General features: G+C 64.6%; 16 protein-coding genes. 6 read left to right on the top strand and 10 right to left on the bottom strand.

Going from position 1 to position 23,976, the window contains the following annotated elements; genetic code table 11:
* Window positions 1-69: 69 nt before the first annotated feature.
* Window positions 70-882 carry a lytic murein transglycosylase gene (locus F3H95_RS23640; RefSeq protein ID WP_143127538.1) on the top strand — a complete coding sequence of 271 codons (813 nt, stop codon included), beginning with the start codon at window positions 70-72 and terminating at the stop codon, window positions 880-882.
* Between the two features lie 50 nt (window positions 883-932).
* Here F3H95_RS23640 and F3H95_RS23635 read toward each other — a convergent pair whose 3' ends face one another.
* Both F3H95_RS23635 and pdxY read right to left on the bottom strand, forming a co-directional pair.
* Window positions 933-1,595 (bottom strand): carbonic anhydrase, encoded by a 663-nt coding sequence (locus F3H95_RS23635; protein WP_143127539.1) that lies wholly within the window; start codon window positions 1,593-1,595, stop codon window positions 933-935.
* Window positions 1,596-1,743: 148 nt separating this feature from the next.
* Window positions 1,744-2,613, bottom strand: a complete 870-nt coding sequence (gene pdxY / locus F3H95_RS23630; RefSeq protein ID WP_149747760.1) for a pyridoxal kinase PdxY — start codon at window positions 2,611-2,613, stop codon at window positions 1,744-1,746.
* Window positions 2,614-2,761: 148 nt separating this feature from the next.
* Between pdxY and F3H95_RS23625 the strand changes: the two genes are divergently transcribed.
* Together F3H95_RS23625 and F3H95_RS23620 are read left to right on the top strand one after the other, a co-directional pair.
* Window positions 2,762-7,510, top strand: a complete 4,749-nt coding sequence (locus tag F3H95_RS23625) for an NAD-glutamate dehydrogenase (RefSeq protein ID WP_149747759.1) — start codon at window positions 2,762-2,764, stop codon at window positions 7,508-7,510.
* Window positions 7,511-7,606: 96 nt separating this feature from the next.
* Complete coding sequence (locus F3H95_RS23620) at window positions 7,607-8,935, top strand: MFS transporter (RefSeq protein WP_143127561.1); 1,329 nt, start codon at window positions 7,607-7,609, stop codon at window positions 8,933-8,935.
* 216 nt (window positions 8,936-9,151) lie between these two features.
* On the opposite strand, the gene purH is transcribed toward F3H95_RS23620, so the two are convergent.
* The 4 genes from purH to htpX form a co-directional block, all read right to left on the bottom strand.
* On the bottom strand, window positions 9,152-10,768 hold the full coding sequence (purH, locus tag F3H95_RS23615) for a bifunctional phosphoribosylaminoimidazolecarboxamide formyltransferase/IMP cyclohydrolase (RefSeq protein WP_149747758.1): 1,617 nt from the start codon (window positions 10,766-10,768) through the stop codon (window positions 9,152-9,154).
* Window positions 10,769-10,881: 113 nt separating this feature from the next.
* A complete protein-coding gene (locus F3H95_RS23610) occupies window positions 10,882-12,570 on the bottom strand; it encodes a heparinase II/III family protein (protein WP_149747757.1) in 1,689 nt (562 codons plus the stop codon).
* A 99-nt stretch (window positions 12,571-12,669) separates the two neighbouring features.
* Window positions 12,670-14,079 carry an RsmB/NOP family class I SAM-dependent RNA methyltransferase gene (locus F3H95_RS23605; protein ID WP_244618111.1) on the bottom strand — a complete coding sequence of 470 codons (1,410 nt, stop codon included), beginning with the start codon at window positions 14,077-14,079 and terminating at the stop codon, window positions 12,670-12,672.
* Window positions 14,076-15,107 carry a zinc metalloprotease HtpX gene (gene htpX / locus F3H95_RS23600; RefSeq protein ID WP_149747756.1) on the bottom strand — a complete coding sequence of 344 codons (1,032 nt, stop codon included), beginning with the start codon at window positions 15,105-15,107 and terminating at the stop codon, window positions 14,076-14,078. Before htpX ends, F3H95_RS23605 begins: the two co-directional genes overlap by 4 nt.
* Window positions 15,108-15,252: 145 nt before the next feature.
* Here htpX and F3H95_RS23595 point away from each other — a divergent pair, with 145 nt between their 5' ends.
* Window positions 15,253-15,471 carry a DUF1674 domain-containing protein gene (locus F3H95_RS23595; RefSeq protein WP_143127545.1) on the top strand — a complete coding sequence of 73 codons (219 nt, stop codon included), beginning with the start codon at window positions 15,253-15,255 and terminating at the stop codon, window positions 15,469-15,471.
* Here F3H95_RS23595 and F3H95_RS23590 read toward each other — a convergent pair.
* Together F3H95_RS23590 and F3H95_RS23585 are read right to left on the bottom strand one after the other, a co-directional pair.
* Window positions 15,458-16,000, bottom strand: a complete 543-nt coding sequence (locus F3H95_RS23590) for a hypothetical protein (protein ID WP_188134465.1) — start codon at window positions 15,998-16,000, stop codon at window positions 15,458-15,460. The genes F3H95_RS23595 and F3H95_RS23590 overlap by 14 nt on opposite strands.
* A 152-nt stretch (window positions 16,001-16,152) precedes the next feature.
* Window positions 16,153-16,371 (bottom strand): hypothetical protein, encoded by a 219-nt coding sequence (locus F3H95_RS23585; protein ID WP_143127547.1) that lies wholly within the window; start codon window positions 16,369-16,371, stop codon window positions 16,153-16,155.
* Between the two features lie 327 nt (window positions 16,372-16,698).
* Between F3H95_RS23585 and F3H95_RS23580 the strand changes: the two genes are divergently transcribed.
* Entirely contained in the window at window positions 16,699-18,849 is a 2,151-nt protein-coding gene (locus F3H95_RS23580) for an EAL domain-containing protein (protein WP_143127548.1), read from the top strand.
* Window positions 18,846-21,338: an ATP-binding protein gene (locus tag F3H95_RS23575; protein ID WP_149747755.1), complete on the top strand. Its 2,493-nt coding sequence runs from the start codon at window positions 18,846-18,848 to the stop codon at window positions 21,336-21,338. The genes F3H95_RS23580 and F3H95_RS23575 overlap by 4 nt, the downstream gene beginning before the upstream one ends.
* Before the next feature lie 155 nt (window positions 21,339-21,493).
* Here F3H95_RS23575 and F3H95_RS23570 read toward each other — a convergent pair whose 3' ends face one another.
* The gene (locus tag F3H95_RS23570) at window positions 21,494-22,372 is read right to left on the bottom strand and encodes a crotonase/enoyl-CoA hydratase family protein (RefSeq protein WP_185969966.1); all 879 of its coding nucleotides are present in this window, start codon (window positions 22,370-22,372) and stop codon (window positions 21,494-21,496) included.
* Between the two features lie 301 nt (window positions 22,373-22,673).
* A complete protein-coding gene (gene rhaI / locus F3H95_RS23565; protein WP_149747754.1) occupies window positions 22,674-23,966 on the bottom strand; it encodes an L-rhamnose catabolism isomerase in 1,293 nt (430 codons plus the stop codon).
* Between the last annotated feature and the right edge of the window lie 10 nt (window positions 23,967-23,976).

Genomic DNA, 23,976 nt, shown 5'->3' with positions numbered 1-23,976 from the left:
ACCCATAACGCCGTCACGACATCGGGATCGGCGGCAGGGGCTGTGCGACCCGACGCAAGCGAGGTAGGCATGACGAAGATTTTGCGGGCGGCAGCCCTGGTTCTGGCGATGGCAACGGGTGCCACCGCGGCCGAGGCCGCCACATGTGGCAATGACAGCACCGGTTTCGAGGCCTGGGTGCAGTCCTTCAAGGGCGAGGCGGTGCGTCAGGGCATCTCCTCCTCGGTGCTGGACAAGGCCTTCGCCAATGTCGTCTATAACCGCCCGACGATTCGTGCCGACCGTGGCCAGAAGAGCTTCAAGCTGTCCTTCGACGAGTTTCTGAAGAAGCGTGGCGCCACCACCATCATTGCTCGCGGCAAGACGATGAAATCGGCCAACGCCGCCCTGTTTGCCTCCATCGAGCGGCGCTTCGGCGTCCCTGCCGGTCCGATTCTGGCGATCTGGGGCATGGAAACCGGCTTCGGCAGCTACATGGGCGACCAGCACACGCTGTCGGCCGTCGCGACGCTCGCCTATGACTGCCGCCGCTCGCAGTATTTCACCGAACAACTCTATGCCGCCCTTCAGCTTGTCGCGCGCGGGGACCTGAGCACGGATGCCCGCGGTGCCGCGCATGGCGAGATCGGCCAGACGCAGTTCCTGCCGCTCAACGTGATCCGCTACGGTGCCGATGGCGATGGGGATGGCCATATCGACATGGTGCGCTCGCGCGCCGATGCGCTGGCCTCCACGGCGAATTTCCTCGTCGGCCATGGCTGGAAGCCGGGTCTTGGCTATCAGGAAGGCGAGCCGAATTTCGTTGCCATCCAGGGCTGGAATGCCGCCACCGTCTACCAGCAGGCGATCGCCTATATGGGCGCTCAAATCGACGGTCGCTGACCACACGGGTGTCCAGGCAGGCCTTCAACGAGGGCCTGCCACAGCGGGCCTCAGGCCGACAGAGCCGGCTCGGCAATCTCGGGGCGTATGAAATCCCCGGTCTTGGCGTCCATCACCCAGAGTTCGCCGGTCGAGATGTCGAACCAGGCGCCATGCAGGCGCATGCTGCCGCGCTCTTCCAGGATGCGCACGCAGGGGAAGGTGCGAAGATTGGCGATCGAGTTGCGGATCGAGACCCTCTCCAGCGCCGTCTGGCGTTCGGCCTGGGTCATGATGGCGGTGCTCGGGATCTGCTCGGCGGTCGAGCGCAGCATGCCCATCCACTTGCCGATGAAGTCGCCCGGCGACAGGGGTTCGTCCAGCGGATCGAGCGCCGTCTGGATGCCGCCGCAGCGGCCATGGCCCATCACCACGATGTCGCGGATCTTCAAGGCCTGTACCGCATATTCGAGTGCTGCCGAGGTGGCGTGGAACTGGCCGTCCGGCTCGTAGGGCGGAACAAGGTTTGCCACGTTGCGCACCACGAAGAGTTCGCCCGGTCCGCAATTGAAGATGGTTTCCGGTGCCGCACGGGAATCGCAGCAGGCAATCATCATCGTGTGCGGCTGCTGGCCGGTTTCGGCTAGCATGCGGTAGCGCTCGCGCTCCTCCAGATAGCGCCCGCTCATGAAATCGCGGTAGCCGAGGAGGAGAGAAGCTGGAAATTCCGTCATGCGCGTTGTGTCCTTCGGCCGAGCCTGTTCTCCCCGCTTAAACCGGTGAAGGCCATGGCTCAACCCTTTTCGTGTGCGGTGCAGGCATCGCGCCTTGCCGCATGGCACGGAAACGCCAATCCTTGCGCGCCACCGCGAACCTTTGCTCTCAACGCTTGCGTCCGCGCGAGGGATGCATCAGGTGGCGCATCTGCACCATGGCCATCGGCGTCGAGAGGCTGGATGCGTCCGTCTCCAGCGTCAACTCGTCGCCGCCGCGCTTGGCGGTGCGGGCCAGCACTTCATAGACGCTGGCGGTCGCCAGCTGCAGCGCCTTCTCCTCCTCCAGGCCGGAGAGAAGGCGCGCCAGGAAGACGGCCGATAGCAGGTCGCCAAGCCCGTTCGGCGGGTTGTCGATCAACCGGTGTTCGGCGAGCAGCGCATGGCTGCCGGTGAGATAGAGATTGCCGGTGCCGCCCGCCATCATCGGCACGGCCGAGGTGACCAGCATGCGCGGAGGCCCGAGCGAGAGCGCCGCATCCATCACCGCCGCATTGCTGTCCAGGCTGGCGCCCGACAGCCACGCCAGTTCGTAGCGGTTGGGGGTCGCAAGCGAGGCGAGCGGGATCAGATGGTCGCGGATTGCCTCTGCGGTCGCTTCCGGCACGTAGAGGCCGCCCTTGTCGCCCATCACGGGATCGCAGACATAGAGGAGATCCGGATTCTTCTCCTTCAGCGCGGCAACCAGCCGTGCCACCTGGGCCGGCTGCGCGGCATGGCCGAAATAGCCGGTCAGCACCGCCTTCACCTCGCCGAGCCAGGGCGCGCGGATCAGGTCGTCGATGACCGCCTCGAACTCAGCCTCCGGAATGACGACGCGGGTCGAGGGGCCATGGCCCGGATGCCAGGGCAGGATCACGGTTGGCAGCGCCCAGACGGGCAGGCCGAGCGTCTCCAGCGCGAAGACGGCGGCCCGGTTGCCCACGGAGCCACGCACCACATGGCTCGAAATCACGATGACGGCACTGCCTTCGGACATAAAACACCCCTGTTTTGCCGCTGTTGATCGATTTTTCACGGCTCCATGTCAATAAATCTCATGAAAATGCGCCAAACTGTGTCTGAGAACTGCCATAAAGCAGGTCGAGATGGTTGTTCAGACAAAAACAGCACAACGGGAGGAAAGCATGCCGGGCAAGAAGAATCCGAAGCGGGAGAAACAGATCGAGCTGGCAAGGGCAGCGCTGCCGGAAGGGGGCGGGTTGGCGCTCGATCCGGAGATCCTGTTCGGCCGGGCGAGCCCCGATGACATCCTTGCCTACACGCCAGAGATGCTCGTTGCCTCCGCCCTGCATGCGGGGCGGGAACTTGAAGCCTGGGCGGGCGATGCCCCCCGCATCACGATCGTGCCCGTCGAAGGCGTGGCGCCGAATGGCGTTGCCGTCTCGGTACTGACGGTCATCGACCGCGACATGCCCTTCCTTTTCGATTCGATCATGGGCGAGGTGACGGCCTCCCATCGCGACATCACGCTCGCCGTCCATCCCATTCTCGACGTGCAGGCCGGACGCCGCCCCAGCCTCTATTCGCATGAGCGCAGCGATGCCGGCAGCCGGCATGTCAGCTTTGTCCAGATTCACCTGAACCCCCTCAGCGAAGAGCAGGCCGGTGCGCTGATCGAGCGGCTGCGCCAGGTGCTCGACCGGGTGCATTCGGCGATCAGCGACTGGCGGCCGATGCTGGACCTTCTGGATGCCGCCGTCTCCGAACTGCCCGCCAATGGCGGCGGCCGCCGCAAGGGAGACCGCGAGGAGGCCGTCTCCTTCCTCACCTGGCTGCGCAACGGCAACTTCATCTTCCTCGGCATGCGCGAATATGTCTATTCGGGGGAGGGAGCCGGCGCCACCGTGGAGCGCGGCAAGGGCCGCGGGCTCGGCATTCTCTTCGATCCCGATGTGCTGGTGCTGCGCCAGGGCAAGGACCAGGTGACAACGACGCCGGAAATCCTGCAGTTCCTGCAGGGGCCGGATCTTCTGATCGTCACCAAGGCCAATGTGAAATCCGTCGTCCATCGCCGCGCCTACATGGATTATGTCGGCGTCAAGCGTTTCGATGCCGACGGCCGGGTGACCGGCGAGTTGCGCATCGTCGGCCTGTTCACCGCCACGGCCTATACCCATTCCGTGACGGAAATTCCGCTGCTGCGGGCCAAGGTCGAGCGCGTCGAGGATCATTTCGGCTTCGATCCCGTCAGCCATTCGGGCCGCATGCTGCGCAACACGCTGGAATCCTATCCGCGTGATGATCTGTTCCAGATCGATGCGGAGCTTCTGGCGCGCTATTGCGAGCAGATCATGGAGCTGGCCGAGCGGCCGCGCGTGCGGGCGCTCGCCCGCATCGACCATTTCGACCGCTTCGTCTCCATCCTCGTCTACGTGCCGCGCGAAAACTACAATTCGGCGGTCCGCGAAAAGATCGGCGCCTATCTGGCCGCCACGTTCCAGGGCCATGTCTCCGCCTATTATCCGGCCTTCCCGGAGGGTGGCACGGCGCGGGTGCACTTCATCATCGGCCGGCGCGACGGCAAGACGCCGCGTATCGCCCAGCCGAAGCTCGAAGAGGCAATCCGCGAGATCGCGACCCCCTGGCAGGATCGCTTCGCCGGCCTTGCCGGCCCCGACAGCCCGGCGCTCGACACCAGCTTCGCCTTCCAGGAGGCGTTTTCACCGGAAGAGACGCTTGCCGACCTGCCCGACATTCTCGCCTGCACCCGTGGCGAGCCGATCCGCATCTCGCTCTATGAGCGCCAGGACGAGGCGCGGCGCATCCTTGCGCTGAAGATCTTCCATGCCGGTGGCCATCTGGCATTGTCGCGCCGCGTGCCGCTTCTCGAAAATCTGGGCTTCCAGGTGGTCAGCGAACGGACCTTCGATCTGGGGTTGGCGGGAACCGGCACCCGCGTCGTGCTGCACGACATGGAACTGGAGCTTCCGGAGGGCCGCGCGGTCGATCTGGAGCGGGAGGCGCCGCTGCTGGAGGAAGCCTTCCTCGCCGCTTTCGCCGGTGCTGTCGACAATGACAGTTTCAACCGGCTGGTGCTCCTGACCGGGCTGTCCGTGCGCGAGGTCACCGTGCTGCGCGCCTATGCCCGCTATCTGCGCCAGACGGGCATCGTCTATTCGCAGGCCCATATCGCCGATACGCTTTCCCGCTATCCGGACATCAGCCGCCGCCTGTTTGCCCTGTTCCGCGACGGTTTCGATCCCGCGCTTGGCGAGCGCCAGCGCGAGCGCAAGCTGTCTGACCATCACGAGGCGATCGAGACGGCGCTTGCCGCCGTTCCGAACCTCGATGACGACCGGACGCTCCGCCGCTTCGTCAACGCCATCGATTCCACGCTGCGCACCAACTATTTCCAGACCGGTGCCGATGGAAAGCCGAAGCCGGTCCTGGCCTTCAAGCTCGATCCCAAGCTGCTCGACGGCCTGCCGCAGCCGCGCCCCTTCCGCGAGATCTTCGTCTACGGCACGGAAGTGGAAGGCGTGCACCTGCGCTTCGGCAAGGTGGCGCGCGGCGGCCTGCGCTGGTCGGATCGTGGCGAGGATTACCGCACCGAGGTGCTCGGTCTCGTCAAGGCGCAGCAGGTGAAGAACGCCGTCATCGTGCCGGTCGGCGCCAAGGGCGGCTTTTTCCCGAAGAAGCTGCCGTCGCCCGCCCAGCGCGATGCCTTCTTCAACGCCGGCAAGGAGGCCTACAAGACCTTCATCCGCACGCTGCTGTCGATCACCGACAACATTTCCGGCGGCGAGGTCGTCGGCCCTGCCGATACGCTGCGGCTGGATGGCGACGATCCCTATTTCGTGGTCGCCGCCGACAAGGGTACCGCGACCTTCTCCGATACCGCCAACGGGCTTGCGCAGGAGGCCGGCTTCTGGCTGGACGATGCGTTTGCCTCCGGCGGTTCGGCCGGCTATGACCACAAGAAGATGGGCATCACCGCCCGCGGCGCCTGGGAAGCGGTCAAGCGTCATTTCCGTGAAATGAACGTCGATATCCAGGCAACGCCGTTCACGGTGGCGGGCGTCGGCGACATGTCCGGCGACGTGTTCGGCAATGGCATGCTGTTGTCGCGCCACATCCGCCTGATTGCCGCCTTCGACCATCGCGACATCTTCATCGACCCGAACCCGGACGTGAAGAAGAGCTTTGCCGAGCGCAACCGCATGTTCAAGCTGCCGCGCTCCAGCTGGCAGGATTATGACCGCGCGGTGATGTCCGAGGGCGGCATGATCATCGCCCGCTCGGAGAAATCCGTGAAGCTGACGCCGCAGGCGAAGGCGGCGATCGGCCTCGACAAGGATGTCGCAACCCCCTTCGAGATCATGACGGCGATCCTGAAGAGCCCGGTCGATCTCCTGTGGTTCGGCGGCATCGGCACCTATATCAAGGCCCAGTCGGAAACCGATGCGGAAGTAGGCGACCGCGCCAATGACCCGATCCGCGTCACCGCCTCCGAGGTGCAGGCGAAGGTGATCGGCGAGGGCGCCAATCTCGGCGTCACGCAGAGGGGCCGCATCGCCTATGCGCTGGGGGGCGGCCGCATCAATTCCGATGCGATCGACAATTCGGCGGGCGTCAACTCCTCCGACGTCGAGGTCAACATCAAGATTGCGCTGAGCCCCGCCATGCAGGACGGGCGTCTGCCGCGCGACAAGCGCAACAAGCTGCTGGTCTCGATGACCGAGGAGGTGGGCAACCTCGTGCTGCGCAACAACTACCTGCAGACGCTGGCGATTTCGCTGACGACGCGGCGGGGAAGCCGCAACCGCGAGGAACTGGCCCGGCTGATGTCGGCGCTGGAGGCGCGCGGCGAGCTGAACCGCAAGGTCGAAACCCTGCCGGACGATGCGGAACTGGCCGATCGCTATGCGGCCGGCAAGCCGCTGACGCGGCCGGAAGTGGGGGTGTTGCTCTCCTATGCCAAGATCGTGCTGTTCGATGCGCTGGCGGCAAGCGATCTGCCGGATGATCCCTATTTCGGCGCGGTGCTGAGCGGCTACTTCCCCCGCCAGATGCAGAAGCCCTATGCGGCCGATATCGCGCATCATCGCCTGCACCGGGAAATCATCGCCACCGTTCTCGCCAACGAGGTGATCAACCGCGGCGGTCCGGGCTTTGCCCAGATGCTGAGCGATATCAGCGGACGCAGCCCGGTGGAGGTGGTCAAGGCCGCCTTCATCGCTCGCGATGCCTATGACCTGCCAAAACTCTGGGCGGCGGTCGACGGGCTGGACGGCCAGCTGGACGGCGAGACGCAGAACGATCTCTACGAACAGATCGGCGAGATCTTCGTCGGCGCCACCATCTTCATCCTGCAGACGGGGTTGACCGCCGGTCCGGTGGAGGCGGCGGTGGCGCGCATCCGCACCGGCATCCGCAGCCTGCGCGGCGCCATCTCCAAGACCTCGCCGCGGGCAGAAAACCTCTCGGACGAACTGCCGGAGGAATTGACGGAAGAGCTGAACATCCTGCCCAATCTGGTTCTGGTGCCGGAAATCATGCTGATCTCGGAGCGCAGCGGCGCGCCGCTCTCGCGGGCGACGGAAGTCTATTTCCATGCGACCGATACCTTCCGCGTCAACCGCTTCCTGGAGGCGGGCGAACGTTTCAATACGGCGGATCACTATGAGAACCTTGCCCTCATCCGCAGCCTGCAGCAGATCGCGGCGGCGCGCCGCGACATCGTGACGGTTGCGCTCTCCACCCACGGCAAGGATCGCAAGCCGCTGGAGGCCTGGCTGGCCAGCGACCGGCTGCGGCTCAACCGCATCAGCAGCGAACTGCTGGCGCTCAGCGAAAGCGGCGATACCTCGCTGGCGCGCATGATGGTGGCGGCAAGCCTATTCAACGACCTTGCCCAGAGCGGTCATCGGTGATCCAATGCCTCCCCGAGGTTCAAGGGGAGGCGCGCCGTGACGAAGACGGAAACTGGGACGGCGCCGCGCGCGCCCTCTCGCGGGATCTGGGGCTGGATGCTGTTCGACTGGGCAGCCCAGCCCTTCTTCACGGTGGTCACCACCTTCGTCTTCGGACCCTATTTCGTCGCACGACTGACGGCCGATCCCGTCTCGGCCCAGGCCATGTGGAGCAACATGGCGACGATCTCCTCCATCGTGATTGCCATCCTGTCGCCGGTGCTCGGCGCGATTGCCGATCAGTCCGGGCCACGCAAGCCTTGGATCGCGTTTTTCGCGGTGATCAAGATCGCATCGCTGTCCATGCTCTGGTTCGCGGCACCCGGCTCGCCGCTCATCTGGCCGGTCACCTTCATGATCCTCGCCTCGATCGCGGCCGAATTTTCCGTGGTGTTCAACGATTCGATGATGCCGCGGCTGGTGCCGGCAAGCGAGGTGGGCCGGATTTCCAACACTGCCTGGGGCCTCGGCTATCTCGGCGGCATGCTGGTGCTGATCTTCGTCGTCGGCTTCCTCGCTGCCGACCCCGCTTCGGGGAAAACGCTGCTTGGGCTTCCCGCATTGTTCGGGCTCGATCCGAAAACCGGCGAGGATGCCCGCATCACCGGGCCGCTTTCGGCCCTCTGGTATCTTGTCTTCATCCTGCCGATGTTCGCCTTCACCCCGGATGCAAGGCGCGGCGAGCCGATGGGCCCCGCCATCCGCTCCGGCCTGCGGGAGTTGCGCGGCACCTTTGCCGATCTTCTCGGCCGTCGCCGGCTGATCCTGCGCTTCCTGATTGCCCGCATGCTTTATCAGGATGGCGTCAACGGGCTGCTCATCCTCGGCGGTGCCTTCGCGGCCGGCATGTTCGGCTGGGTCACGCTGGAAATCGGCCTGTTTGGCATCCTGCTCAATGTCGTCGCCATCGTCAGCTGCCTGGTGGCCGGGCGTCTCGACCGGCTGTTCGGTTCCAAGGTGGTGGTGATCGCAAGCCTTATCCTGCTTCTTGCCGCAACGATCGGCATCATCTCAACCGGGCCCGGCTATGTCTTCTTCGGACTGGTGCCGCTCTCCGGCGTCGATGCCGGCGGCCTGTTCGGCACAGTGGCGGAAAAGGTCTATCTCGGCTTCGGCCTCTTGATCGGCATGGCCTTCGGGCCGGTGCAAGCCTCTTCCCGCTCCTTCCTCTCCCGCAGCGTCCATCCGGACGAGGCCGGCCGCTATTTCGGCATCTATGCGCTGTCCGGCCGTGCCACCAGCTTCATGGCGACACTCTCGTTTTCGCTCGTCACCTATGCCAGCGGCTCCTCGCGGCTCGGCATGGCGACGCTCATCGTCTTTCTGGCGGCCGGCTTCCTGCTGCTGCTGAGAACGCCCTATCCGGCGGGCGAGGGTGCGCGCTGAGAATTCTGGTGTGTTCCCAGGGCGGGGCGGCGGGCGGGACGGAAAACCCCTCTGGCTGCCACCCTCTCCCCCACAAGGGGGAGATACTTTGCGGCACCCGCCCGGGCTGCGATCGGCTTCGGCGGGTCGGCTGGGTTAAAGCCCTCCCCCTTGTGGGGAGGGTTGGGAGGGGTCTTTATCTGGACGACGTCGGGGTGATGGGCTGCACTCCCTTCCTCAGTGGCGGAAGTGCCGCATGCCGGTGAAGACCATGGCGACGCCGTGTTCGTCGGCGGCGGCAATCACCTCCTCGTCGCGCATCGAGCCGCCCGGCTGGATCACGGCGGTGGCGCCGGCGGCGATCATCGACAGAAGGCCGTCGGCAAAGGGCAGGAAGGCTTCGGAGGCAACGGCCGAGCCCCTGGTCATCGGTTCGGCCCAGCCCATGGCCTTTGCTGCTTCCTCGGCCTTCAGGCCAGCGATGCGGGCGGAATCGACGCGGCTCATCTGGCCGGCGCCGATGGCGGCCGTCTGGCCGTCCTTGGCATAGACCACCGCATTCGACTTGACATGTTTCGCCACCTTGTAGGCGAACTTCATGTCGATCAGTTCCTGCTCGGTCGGGGCGCGCTTCGTGACGACCCGGAGGTCGAGATCTTCCACCATCGCGTTGTCGCGGGTCTGCACCAGAAGGCCTCCGGAGACGGTCTTGGCAGTGAAGCCGCGCGAGCGCGGGTCGGGCAGGCCACCGGTCACCAGCAGGCGAAGGTTCTTCTTGGCGGCAATGATCGCCTGCGCCTCGTCGGTGACGTCAGGCGCGATGATGACCTCGGTGAAGATCTTGACGATTTCCGTCGCGGTTTCCGCGTCGAGCAGCGTGTTCAGCGCCACGATGCCGCCGAAGGCCGAAACGCTGTCGCAGGCGAGCGCCCGCTTGTAGGCATCCGTCAGGCTGGAGCCGATCGCCACGCCGCAGGGGTTGGCATGCTTGATGATGGCGCAGGCCGGCGCGTTTTCCGGGAAGAATTCGCTGACCAGTTCGAAGGCGGCATCGGTATCGTTGATGTTGTTGTAGGAGAGCTGCTTGCCCTGCAGCAGCCTGGCCGTGGCAACGCCCGGACGCTTCTCGCCGGTCAGGTAGAAGCCGGCCGCCTGGTGCGGGTTCTCGCCATAGCGCATTTCCTGTGACAGCGCGCCGCCGAGCGTACGGTAGCGCGGGATCTCGATGTCGAGCGCCTCGGTGAACCAGTTGGAAATCATCGTGTCATAGGCGGCGGTGCGGGCATAGGCGCGGGCCGCAAGCTTCTGGCGGAAGGCGTAAGCCGTCTGGCCGTCATTGCTGGCCAGCGTCTGGATCAGCTGCGGATAATCCTGCGGATCGACGACCACCGTGACATAGGCGTGGTTCTTGGCTGCGGCGCGGATCATGGCGGGGCCGCCGATATCGATGTTTTCCACCGTCGTCGGATAGTCGCCGCCCGCGGCGCGCACTTCCTCGAAGGGATAGAGGTTGATGACGGCGAGATCGATCGCGCCGATCTTGTGCTCTTCCATCGCCTTCACATGCTCCGCATCGTCACGGATGGCGAGCAGGCCGCCATGCACGCCGGGATGCAGCGTCTTCACCCGGCCATCCATGATTTCCGGAAATCCGGTGACGTCGGACACGTCGGTGACGGCAAGGCCTGCATCGCGGATCGCCTTGAAGGTGCCGCCGGTGGAGAGCAGGCGCACGCCGTGCTCGCTGAGCGCCTTTGCCAGTTCCACGATGCCGGTCTTGTCAGAAACCGAGAGAAGGGCGGTGCGGATTTTTACCTGGTCGGGGGCGGGGATCATTTTCGAGACGACGGCCATCGGGATACTCCGTGCTGGTGCGCGCCCCTCGGACAGCGATCGGGCGCCTTCATGGCTCGCGCGTTAGCACAGCTTGGCGCCGGAGGAAACGGGCTGCCGGCGCCAGAGGCCGCTCAATGCTGCTGCTTCAGCATCCAGCGCAGGTCTGCGGTTTCCGGCAGGGAGAAGGCGATCACCAGCTGGCGACTTGCCCGCATGCCGGAGACATCGGCGAAGAAGACGTCTTCCTCGATCTCCACCCGCTGGCCGGGGGCGGAAAACAGCCAGGTGTCGCCGCCGGGCGTTGCCATGGCGATTAGATCGTCGTGGATGCGCTTCAGGGCCACATTGGGATGGATGTGGAAGCGGGCGGTGCCCGCCACCCTTCGACCGGGCCTTGGCTTGCCGCCCTCGTCCGGCATGAAGAAATGATCGTGCCCCTTGATCTTGTCGCCCTTGGCCGACAGCCCGATCTCGCGCTGGTGGACATAGCCGAAGGCCTCCACATAGCCGTCATGGCTCGCCTTCAGCCAGTCATTGCCATAGGCATCCTCCCAGCGGGTCGATGTCACTTCATCGATGCCGGAGGCCATCAGCGGGCCAAGGAAGGTCGATTGCAGGATGCGCTGCGAGGAGGTTTCGCCCAGCGTCACTGTGGAATGGGTGGCGGTGGCGCGTGACAGAAGCCGGAGTTTCGCATCGGCGAATTTCGGGGCGCCGGCATTCACGATGAAGCGGCTGCGGCCGGCTGACATCTCGAAGGACAGGCAGCCCGCATGGGCACCGGCCGACAGATCCGCCGAGTGCGGCGTGCCGGTATCGACGAGGATCGTCGTCTCGCCGGCGGTCAGCCGATGGTACTGGCTGTGCGGCAGGGCCTTGAAGGGCTTGCCCGCCGTCTCGTCATAGCGCAGCACCGACATGAGTTCCGTGGCCGGCGTGGCGGTTGCGCCGTTGAACAGGGCGAGATCGCCGTCCTGATGACGGAAGAAGCGCAGCGCCGGATAGATGCGGTCGATCGCCGGGATGAGCCTTGCCGGTACGTCATGGCCGAGATTGATATAGGTCTGGCGCAGCGGCAGAAGATCGAGCAGCAGTTCCAGCATGCTGCGCGGATTGCGCGACACATGCCCGCCATCGGCGAGGATCTGCCGCTCCAGTTCCAGATCGAGATTGACGCCTTCGCGGCGGATCAGCTTGTCGCTGGAAGGCATGGCGAGCGAAGCCATGGCGAGCGCGATGCGGATGCGCAACCGCGTTTCCCCCTCCGGCAGCGTGGAAAAGACCTTGCGCAGATAAAGCCGCTGCACCGCCAGGCTCTTCATGAAGCGGCGATAGAAATGGCCTTCGGCGCCCTGCAGCATCACCGGCGAATGGGACAGCCAGGCGATCATGCGCTCGGCAGCCACATGCGGCTGCCAGGCGGTGCCGGACAGCCGTTTCTGGTGGTGATTCATCCAGGATATGGCGATCAGGCGGGCTCGCGCCCTGGCTTCCACGCTGCGCAGCGCCCGCATGTGACGTAGCCAGGCGAAAGAATGCAGCCTTTCTGCGAAGGCACGCGAAGGTGCTGGCACGAGAAAGGGGGATTCGCCCTCTGTCTCCAGCAACTTGCCGGCCAGCGGAAAGCGCCCTGCGAGAATCTCCTCGGCAATGAAGGGGTCTATGGCCCGCAGGTCCGTCGGTGCCACGATCAGCCGCTCCGGAACATCGAGGCCAAGGCGGCAGCGCTGCATGGCAAGCGTCGTCATCCGGCGACCCAGACGACGGCGCGCCTCGGTCATCCCCAACGCAAGATGTCTGCGGCGCGCGGCGAACAGCATGACCAATACCGGAAATCCCTGATGGACCCCTCCCGCACCCGGGCAGCGGGCACGATCCATTCCTGTGCCCGACTGTGGTCGTTTATGGTGAAGAAAGTCTTACCGCCGACGCAGCCTGCAGGCGAAAAAGCCATCCATGCCGCCCGCATAGCCCTCGCCTGGCGCAATCATCGCCGGCGTGGTGCGGAAATCGCCGGCGGGTGAGATCGCCTCCTCCAGCCCCGGCCAGTCCTCGCGGCGCACGGCCACGCGCTCCACGCCCGGATTGTCCCGGAGAAGCGCCGCCACCAGATCCTCGCCTTCCAGCGGATCGAGCGAGCAGTTGGAAAAGACGACGAGGCCACCCGGCTTCACCAGCGTCAGCGCGTGGCGCAGCATGCGCGCCTGCAACTCCGCCAGTTTCTCGATGTCCTTCATGCTCTTGGTCCACAGCACGTCCGGGTGCCGGCGCGTGGTGCCGGTGGAAGAACAGGGCGCATCGAGCAGCACGCCGTCCAGCAGTTCGTCGGGCTTGTAGGCGAAGAGATCGATGTTCAGCACCTCCGCCGACAGCGAGAGACGTGCGAGGTTCTCCTTCAGCCGCTCGGCCCGGTTGGCGGATTGCTCGATGGCGATCACCTCGGCGCCAAGCGCGGCCAGCTGTGCGGTCTTTCCGCCGGGCGCGGCGCAGAGATCGGCAATGCGCTTGCCGGCAAGCGGGCCGAACAGGCGCGCGGGCAGGCTGGCGGCCGCATCCTGCACCCACCAGACCCCTTCGGAAAAGCTGGGAAGGGCCGCAACGCTGCCCTCGAAGGCGGCAAGCCGCAGGCTTCCCGTCGGCAGAAGCCTGGCGTTCAGCCGCTCGGCCCAAAGCGCGGGCTCGGCCTTGACCGTGAGGTCGATCGGCGCCGGCGTCAGCTGCGCCTCGGCGATCCGCCGCGCCTCCGCCTCGCCATAGGCCTTCACCAGCCGTGCATGGAACCAGCCCGGCACCGGCAGAATGGCGTGGCTTGCGGCGAGAATCGCGTCGCGCTCGCGCACCATGCGCCGCAGGAGCGCGTTCACCAGCTTGGCAAAGCGGCGGTTGCGCGGATCGCGATTGGCCTGCTCGACGGCAAGGTCGACGGCGGCATGCGAGGGCACGTCGAGGTAGAGGATCTGCGCGGCGGCGGTGGTCAGAACGTGCTGCAGCGCGCGCGCGCCTTCCGGCAGCGGCTTGTCCAGCATCAGGGACAGGCTCTTTTCGATGCGCGGCAGGTGGCGGAGCGTGGTGTTGAGGATGGCGCGCACCAGGGCGCGGTCAGCATCGCTCAGCGCCTTGTAGGCCGGGTTGCCGTGCACGGCATCGAGCATGCCGTCGAGCGGCGTCTTCTTATCGATGACGGCGGCAAGGATCTTGGCGGCGGCCATGCGCACGTCGAGGCCGGGCTTGTCGGGCGCCGCTGCCTGTTTCGGGGCGGACGTGCCGGCCGGTTTCGACGGGCGTTTTTCAGGCTTGCGTGTCTTTGGGGACGTGTCGTCTGCGGTCAAGACCAGGGACCCTTGCGCGGTTCATCGGGGCGACGCACCGGACCGGTGGTCGGCACGGAACGCGATTTGCGCGTCGGTCTATCAGTCCAGGCACCGCGCGTCGAGGCAGCGGCACCGAAATCGGCCGCGCGGGTGTCCATAGAGGCGGGGCCTGTCTGGCCATAACCGCCGGAGCCGCCTGCAAAGCCCTCGGCCGCCATGGCCTGCAAGGCGGCGATGCGGTTTCCGGTGTCCGGATGGGTAGAGAACAGATTGTCCATCCGCTCGCCGGACAGGGGATTGATGATGAACATGTGGGCGGTTGCCGGATTGCGCTCGGCATCGTTGTTGGGGATGACATGCGCAGCGCCCGCGATCTTGGCGAGCGCCGAGGCGAGCCAGAGCGGATTGCCGCAGATTTCCGCGCCGCGGCGGTCGGCGGAATATTCGCGCGTGCGGCTGATCGCCATCTGCACCAGCATCGCGGCAAAGGGCGCGACGATCATCGCCACCAGCACGCCGACGAAGCCGAGCGGATTGTTGTTCTCGCGGTTGCCGCCGAAGAAGAAGGCGAAATTGCCGAGCATGGAAATGGCGCCCGCCAGCGTCGCGGTGATCGTCATGGTCAGCGTGTCGCGGTTCTGGATATGCGCCAGTTCATGCGCCATCACGCCCGCCACCTCCTCGGGGCTCAGCTGTTCGAGCAGGCCGGTTGAGGCGGCGACTGCGGCATTTTCCGGATTGCGGCCCGTGGCGAAGGCATTCGGCTGCGGGTTCTGGTAGATGTAGACGCGCGGCATCGGCAGGCCGGCGCGGGCCGCGAGATCGCGGATCATGTGATAGAACTCCGGCGCGTTGTGCGCATCCACCTCCTGCGCGCCATAGGCGGACAGCACCATGCGGTCGGAATTCCAGTAGGAAAACAGGTTCATGCCGGCGGCGATCAGGAGGGCGATCATCATGCCGCCGCGCCCGCCAATCAGGAAGCCGACGCCCATGAACAATGCGGTCATGAAGGCCAGCAGCATGGCAGTGCGGATCATGTTCATCGTCACGTCTCCGGGCAAAATCGTCTGAGCGCTTCAAGAGCGCCGCCTTTTGCCGTAGGATGTGGTCATTCGGGACGCCATTTCAATATTGCGACCCAGCCAGACCGCTTTCGGCCAGATCGCCTTCAAGATGACGAGACAGACCATGCAGACGCCGGACAACGACAATCGCGACACGGACGCTCACACCGAGGCGGCGCCGAAGGTGCTGTCGCCGGCCGCGCAACGGGCGCTGAAGGAAGCCGAGGAACGCCGCGCCCGCGAAAAGCCGCTCGACCTGCCGCCGGAACTGGGCGGTCGTGGTGGTGCCGATCCCGCCCGCTTCGGCGACTGGGAAATCAACGGCCGCGCTATCGATTTCTGAGTCTGGCCACCTCAGGATCGGAAACTTGCTCCGCCGCGTCCTCGCCGCCGGAGCAGATCGACCGGGGGCTCTCTCCGGAGGTTTCTGTGGTGGGAAGAGGGTCTGTTTCCGGAAGGGCGGACGATGGCTCGGCTTCGTTCTCTCGCAGCCAGTCGCGGAGGGCCGCAATGACTGCGAGGCGCAGGCTGGCCTGACGGATCAACGCACGCGTCAGCACCGCACCATCCCCGGCAAAGCCCGCCTCGCGCATGACATCGACCGGCGTGATGCGGCGACGGATCATGATCGCCTCGATCCGTGCCACCGTCAGCGGCAGCAGGTAGCGGCCATTGGCAATCAACCCGTTGGCCCCATCGATCCCGCAGCCTGGCTGCTCGTCAGGGGACGTCTGCATGCCATCCGTCTCGTCGCCAGCCAGAAAACCCTCCTGCCGCAGCTGCGCGACGAAGGCCTGGCGGTCTGCCGTATCCGCCCGTTGCCAATGCTTGCGAAGCTTGTCGAGAGGGCTGCGCTTGTCTTTTCTGGACATGCCGTTTCCCGTGTGGTGGCGAGGATGAGGGAGGGCGAATCAGGCTGGTTGGCCTCTGGCCGTGCCGCAGCGGTAAGTCGCTGGTTTCAGGCTGACAAGCGGCCCGGCGGCAAAAGGGCGATAAAGGCGGTGGGACGTGACGGCGGCTCTGGTCAGGGGGATGGGTGGGTCAGAGGCAGCGGATCCAGCATGTCCTTCAACTGCTGGGGATGGCGGATGCCGAACAGGTACCAGTCGATGAGTGCCCGGGCCATGCTGGAGGCTTCCTCGCTGTCCAAGGCAATGGCGCGCTCCCGGCAGACCTCTTCCAGCACCTTGCGCAGCAGGGACAGATCGCTCGCCTCCAGTGCATCATAGGATGAAAACGACATCTCACCCTCCCTGATCCGTTTCCGGGCGGGAGGTTAGGTCGTATATTAGACATCGTCAAAGGAATGCGCCGGGCGCCGGTTTGGCCTGTCCGATCCGGGCCTCGGGTGTGGTTGTTATGCCACATTTGTTCTCCCTGAAATGCGGGGGGTAAAATCTGTCTCCCGATCGCATCAGAACGGCCCCGTTTTAATGTTTGCGGTATCGAACTGTTAACGCTTTGCCTCCTAACGTCTGGATGACGTGCCGGGAAAGGCATGAAAACCTTGCGCGGCAGTCCCGGGTCTGCCGCCGATTCGCCTGACACCGAGATGCCATCGGAACGCTACATGCCCCTCATCGCGATTCTTGACGACCAGGAAACAAATCGCCGCATCTTCGAGAGGCTTGCGTCCTCCATCGAGGAGGGGGTGGAGATCCGCTGCTACGCAGATCCCGCAATGGCGCTGGCAGCCTTCGAGGCCGGAACGGTTCCGGACCTGATCGTCACGGATTTCAAGATGCCGGTCATGGATGGCGCTGCCTTCATCCGTGCGCTGCGTGCCCTGCCCGGCTTCGCGGAAATTCCTGTCATCGTCATCACCGTCTATGAGGAACGCAGCTTTCGCATGCGTGCGCTGGAGGCGGGTGCCACGGATTTCCTGCAAAGTCCGGTCGATCACCAGGAATTCACCACGCGCGCGCGCAATCTCCTGAAACTGCGCAAGCAGCAGCTTCTGCTCGAAAGCCGGGCGCGCAACCTGGCTGTCGAACTTGCCACCAGTGAAGAATCGCGCGCGGCGGTTCTTCGTGATTCCAGCGAGCGGCTGGCGCAGGTCATCGATACGGTGCCGGCCATGGTCAGTGCCTGCGATGCCAACGGTAACATTCTCTTTGTCAATGCGCTCGCCGGTGCTTTCCTTGACCGCGACCCGGCAAGCCTGGTCGGTCGCAGCAGCGACACGCTGGTCGATCCGGAACTGGCCGGGCCAAACCGTATGCTGGACCGCAAGGTGCTGCGTACCGGCCAGCCGCTGCAGAGCTTCGAGCGCGAGCTGACGAGTGCCGCCGGTGAGAAGCGCGTCCTTCTCACCACCAAGTCGCCGTTGCGCGACAGCAACGACATCGTCGTCGGCGTCGTCACCAGTGCGCTGGACATCACGGACCGCAAGCGGGGCGAACAGCATCTGCTGCATGTCGCCCGCCATGATGCGCTGACCAATCTGCCTAACCGCAACTACATGCTCGACCGCCTGCGCCGCGAGGTGGCAAGGGCACGGCGCGGCGATCGCGCCTTCGCGCTCCACTGCGTTGATATCGACGAGTTCAAGAGCGTCAACGAACTGCTCGGGCACGATGCGGGCGACGAGTTTCTCAAGGAGGTGGCGCGCCGCCTCCGGACGCTTGTCGAGGCGGATGACATGGTGGCGCGCGTCGGGGGGGATCAGTTCGCCGTGCTGCAGACGATTTCGCAGGGCAGCATCAGCGCCATCCAGTTTGCCGAGCAGGTCATGGATGTGGTGGCGCAGCCCTTCATCAGCGAGGGCAAGCGCTTCTGCTGCAGCGTCAGCATCGGCACCACGATGCATCCCGCCGATGGCACCGATGTCAACCGGCTGGTGAAAAATGCAGAGCTGGCGATGTATCAGGCCAAGGAAACCGGCGGCAACCAGGTGCGCTTCTTCGAGACCAATATGGCCGAAAGGATGCGCAACAATGCGGTGCTGGACGGAAAGCTGCGCACGGCCATCCAGGAGCGGCAGTTCGTCGTCTATTTTCAGCCGCAGATTTCGTCTGCCACCGGCTGCGTGGTAGGGGCCGAGGCGCTGCTGCGCTGGAACCATCCGGAGCAGGGGGTTCTGGCGCCCGGCCTGTTCCTGTCGCGTGCCGAGGAAAACGGCCTGATCGTGCCGATCAACGAATGGGTTCTGCTGGAGGCTTGCCGCGAGGCGAAATCCTGGCAGCGCATGGGGCTGAATGACTTGCGCATCAGCGTCAATCTCTCGCCCGTCCAGTTCCGCCGGGTCAACGTGGCGCAACTCGTGGAGCGCGCGCTCACGCTGTCGCAGCTTGAGCCGCGCTATCTTGACGTGGAAATCACCGAGAACATCGTGATCGAGAATACCGATACCGTCGTTTCGGCGCTGAAGCAGATTGCCAATCTTGGTGTAAGCATCTCCATCGACGATTTCGGCACCGGCTATTCCTCGCTGAACTACATCCGCCAGTTCCCGATCGACCGGATCAAGATCGACCAGAGCTTCGTGCGCAACATGGTGGAAGATCCGAGCGACCACACGATCGTGCGCACGGTGGCCAATCTCGGCCATAGCCTTGGCCTCAGCGTGGTGGCCGAGGGGGTCGAGACCCGCGCCCAGGCGGAGCTCCTGAAGGCCGATGGGTGCGACGTGATGCAGGGTTATCTCTACGGGCGCCCCATGCCGGCGGAACAGTTCGTCGCCTTCCTGCAGTCCGGGCAGCGGGCAGAGGTCGACGCATGAGCGTGACGCGCCCCGTGCGGCCGGCGCAGCGGTGGCGGCTGCCCGCAAGCCTTCGGGATCTGCGCACGCTGCTGCGCAACCGCCCCGATACCGAACACGAACTGACGACGAACCGCCTGCTGCTGGCCTCCGGCATCATCATCTATCTGGTCGTTGCCAGCGCCTTCGGTTCCGATGCCGCGGTGGCGGCGCTCGATGTCGCGGCCCTGCCGGTCTCCATTTTCGCCCTCTTTGCCGCCTGTCTTTTCGTGCACATTCTTCTGGTGCCTGATGTCTGCCATTATCGCCGGGTGGCCGGCATCGTGGCGGATGTCGGCACCTTCTCCTATGGCCTGCATGTGAGCGGCGAAGCCGGTGCCGGCCTGTTCCTCGTCTATTTCTGGGCGGTTCTCGGCAACGGCTTCCGCTTTGGCGTCGTTTATCTCGCCCTTGCCGCAGTGGCGGCTGTCTCGGGCTTCGTCGCGGTCATCCTCAGCACGACCTACTGGCAGGAGGAGACCAATCTCTCCATTGGTCTGATCGGCGCACTGATCGTCATTCCCGCCTATACGGCCAAGCTTATCCGCAAGCTCTCGCAGGCCAAGCGCGAGGCCGAACAGGCAAGCCAGGCGAAAAGCCTGTTTCTGGCCAGCATGAGCCATGAACTGCGTACGCCGCTGAACGCCATCATCGGCCTCAGCGATCTCCTGCTCGGCATGTCGCTGAAGGGAGAGCACAAGGACATGGTGCGCACCATCAGCCGGTCCGGTCGGTCGCTGCTATCCCTGATCGAGGCGGTGCTCGACCTGTCGCGTATCGAGGCCGGGCAGGTGAAGATCCAGCTGGAGCGGGTTGACCTGCCAAGCCTGCTGAAGGATGTGCGCGCGATTGCGGGCGTTGCCGCCCATGCCAAGGGTCTGCGGCTGGCCCTGCATATGAGTGGCGAGACACCACGGTTCATTCTGGCCGACCGCCGGCATCTGGAAGAGATCCTGCTGAACCTTGCCAGCAATGCGGTGAAGTTCACTGCGCATGGCCATGTGCGCATCGATGTCGGCTTCTGTGAGACCGAGCGGGGCACTGCGCTTCAGGTGGAGGTTTCCGACACCGGCATCGGCATCGATCCCGCCGCGCATGGCCGGATCTTCGAGCGGTTCACCCAGGCAGACGGCACGATCCTCGACAGGTTCGGCGGAACCGGCCTCGGGCTTGCGATTGTCCGCCAGCTGGTGCGCGCCATGGGCGGCGAGATCGGCGTGGTGAGCGCGCCCGGTGAGGGCAGCACCTTCCACTTCAGCCTGCCGGTGGAGGCTGTGGCAGTCGACGAGGTCGATGTGGCGCTGCCTTCCTTTGTCCATTTCGGCGCAGGTTCCCTTCCGGCGCCAGCCTTTGCCGCAGCAGAGCAGGTGGACAGTCTCGAGGACGGGCTTGCCTGTCTCGCGCGCCTGCGCCGTTGCGGGGTTGGCCAGCCGCTTGTCCTGATCGATGCGCAGATGCGCGACCCCTCGTCGGCCCGTCTGGCTGCCCGTCTCCTGGATGCGGTACCGCCCGAGGATGCGCCGCTTCTGGTGCTGGTCGCGCCGCACAGCGAGACGGTGCGTCTGACGCCCGCCATGCGTGATCTGTTCTTTACCGCGATCGATCCAGAGGCCCCCGCCAATCTGTCGGTGCTGGCCGCGATGGCCGACGGGCCGGGCGATCGCGCCTCCGAGGCCATTACGCCCCGCGGCACAATGCGCCGGCTGAAGCTTCTGATCGCTGACGACAACAAGACCAACCAGATGGTGCTGGGCAAGATCCTGGAAACCGGCGGCCATGCCTATGAGGTGGTGGAAAACGGCGAGGCGGCCGTGGAGCGCATGCTGCAAGGCGATCTCGATCTGGTGCTGATGGATGTCAACATGCCCGTCATGAACGGTATCGAGGCCACCAAGTTCTACCGCTTTGCCGCGCTCGGCATGAAGGAGATCCCGATCATTGCCGTCACCGCCGATGCCACTGGCGAAGCCCGCGAGCGCTGCCTGGAGGCCGGCATGGCCGAATGCCTGACAAAGCCGCTCGAACCGCGCCGGCTGCTGGAGGCGATCGAAGCCGTTCTTGGCGAAACCGAGGCCGAGGAGACGTCGCCTGCCGTCCCCGCAGAGCTTTCGGCGCCGGCCATCGCGGACCGGCCGGTGATCGACATGGCCACCTGCGAGGCGCTCGAGCAACTGGGCGGTGCCGATTTCGTCGATCAGCTTCTGGAGCAGTTCGTCAATGATTCCGTCGAAGCGCTGAAGGCACTGTCGCATGCGGTGGCCGAGGAGAACGTACAGGGCTTCCGAAATTCTGCCCATGCGCTGCGCAGCGCCGCAGCCAATGTGGGGGCTGCCCGCATCTACCAGCTGTGCCTGGAGTGGCGGGAAATCAACGATCCAGAACTTGCCCAGCAGGGCGAACTTCACCTGCAGACGCTGACGAGCGAATTCGAGCGCCTGCAGCAGGAGGTCCGAACCCGGCTCGCCTCCTGAGGATGCGGCGTGCGCCGTCGAGGCCTGCTGGCCGGTTTCTGGCGTTGTTGCGCCGCTTGGCCGATGCGAAAGCATCGCCCTTTGCGCCGCGCCTAGCCAGAAACCGGCAATAAGCCATCCTTATGGGTTCCGATCATCGACACCTGGTATAAGTCTCAGAGGCTTGCTTCGATGCGCTTGGCCTGGGCGCCGCGCAGGCGGTCGATCTTGCGCAGGTCCGCATCTTCAAGCGCCATTGCGGCATCCACCCACAGATCCACCACGTCGATCAGTTCCTGGTGGGTGATCGGGTTCACGCGGCGGCGCACATCGCGCATCGTGCGCTGGATGGCATGCTTGCGGCTGTTGCGGACGATATAGTCACGCACGCCCTCTTCGCCGCGCCCGTTGTCCACCACCACATCCACCAGACCCATTTCGTGCAGTTCGTCGGCGGTGTAGATGCGCCCGCTCATGATCATCTTCGTGGCGCGCGTCGGATCGAGCCGCCGTGACAGGAAGGAATAGGCGCCCATGCCGGGAAACAGGTTGAAGAGGATTTCCGGCAATCCGAATTTCGCCTTGCGCTCGGCAATGATGATGTCGGAGGCAAGGGCCGCCTCGAAGCCGCCACCCAGCGCGTCGCCCTGTACCAGCGAGATGAGGAAGATCGGCAGGTCAAGGCTCTGGGAGGAGGAATAGACCAGATCGACGCAGTCGAGCGCATAGCGGCGCAGGCCGTCGCGGTCGCGGGCCCGTATATGATCGGCGAAATAACCGAGATCACCGCCGAGATTGAAGATGTTCGGCTGCTTGGAGCCGTTGACCAGATAGAGCAGAGGCGGTTCGTCAGTCGGTCGCTCGAAGAGTTTCTGGATACGGCTTCTAAGGGCGGAGAGGTCGCGCAGCAGATCCGGCGTGTAGCTCGGCGCTTCCGTCGGCTTCATGAAGTACCACAGCGTCTTCAGTGCCGGGTCGAGACGCACTTCCAGCTGTTCATAGCTGGCCGTGGCAAAGCTGAGTTCGATCGGCAGCGTGTCCGCGAAGGCTGCCAAGCGTCCCTCCGGAGGCTTGCGTGCTGCGGATTGCTGTCGCGGTTCCAGGGCGATGTTAGCGCTGTCTACGGCTGTTGAAGCCTGCTCAGCCTGCCGCTGTCGTTCAGACACATCCGTCATCAAGTCACCCCGTCATTCGATAGCCGACAGTCTATCAGACCATGCTGCGACGCAAGAGGGCGCCTTAACCGATTTTAAACTTTGATTAAAAAATCTGGTTAATCGAATAGATCGAGCTTGTCATACTGGAAAAATCAGGAGTGGAGCGGCCTTTCAGGCCGCTCCATCAAGGCAAATTCAGTTATACGATGCCGCCCGAACCACCCTTCACCGCCGGGCGTTCGGAAGCAACGCGCGCGCGGTAACCGCTCGAACGATAGGTGGCGATGGGATCGATCGCGCCGCCCGCCCGGCGACGAGCCTCGGCGAGGATCGGTTCGACATCGGTGCGATAGGCGCGCTTCAGCGTCTCGGTCGCCATCAGCGCATCATTGCTCTCCTGGAATCCCTCCAGCGCAACCCGGTCGACCAGCAGCGCCTGGGCATAGGCGCGGCGGATCTCGTTGGCGGATGCAATGAGGCTCTCGATCGGATCGGTCACGTTATGGCTCTGGTCGATCATGTGGGCGGGGTGGAAGCCCTTGACCCCGCGATGCTCGGCATCCACCAGTTCGTTGAAGACGAGGAACAGGCGGTAGGGTTCGACGGAGCCGGCGTCGAGATCGTCGTCGCCGTATTTCGAATCGTTGAAATGGAAGCCGCCCAGCTTGCCGAACTGGATGAGGCGGGCGACGATCATTTCGATATTCGTATTCGGCGCGTGGTGACCGAGATCCACGAGGCAGAAGGCCTTGTCACCCAGCGTCTGCGCGATCAGGTAGTTGGTGCCCCAGTCCTGCACCACCGTCGAGTAGAAGGCGGGCTCGTACATCTTGTGTTCGGAAAACAGGCGCCAGTCATCCGGCAGCGCCTTGTAGATGGCGCGCATCGAATCGAGATAGCGCTCGAACTGGCGGGTGAAGTTCGACTGGCCGGGGAAGTTGGAGCCGTCACCGATCCACACCGTCAGCGCCTTCGAGCCGATGGCATTGCCGATCTCGATGCATTCCAGATTGTGCTCCACCGCCTGGGCGCGGGTTGCCGCATCCACGTGGCTGAGCGAGCCGTATTTATAGGAATGCGCCTGATCGGCCGCATCGGAGAAGGTGTTCGAGTTCATCGCGTCGAAACCGAGGCCGAGCGAATCACCCTTCGCCTTCAGCTCCTTCGGGTCTGCCTTGTCCCACGGGATGTGCAGGGAAACGGTCGGTGTCGCCCGTGTCAGCTGCTGGATGACGCTGCAATCCTCCAGCTTGTCTAAGATATGGCGCGGCTCTCCGAGACCCGGAAAGCGGGCAAAGCGCGTGCCGCCTGTGCCGACACCCCAGGAGGGGACGGCGACAAAGAATTCGGCGACCTTCTCAGTGAGTGCGTCGATGTCGATATTGCTGCGGGCCAGTTTCTCGCCGAGTGCCGCATAATCGGTGGTGAGCGCGGCGGCGCGCTTTTCGTTTTCAGCGGCGATCACATCGCCTGCAATCTTCAGATCTGTCATTGGTTCCTCC

This window comes from Rhizobium sp. RU35A, assembly GCF_900156005.1.
Classification (GTDB): domain Bacteria; phylum Pseudomonadota; class Alphaproteobacteria; order Rhizobiales; family Rhizobiaceae; genus Neorhizobium; species Neorhizobium straminoryzae.
The sequence above is the reverse complement of the archived record's forward strand: the minus strand, read 5'-3'. Positions and strand labels throughout refer to the sequence as shown.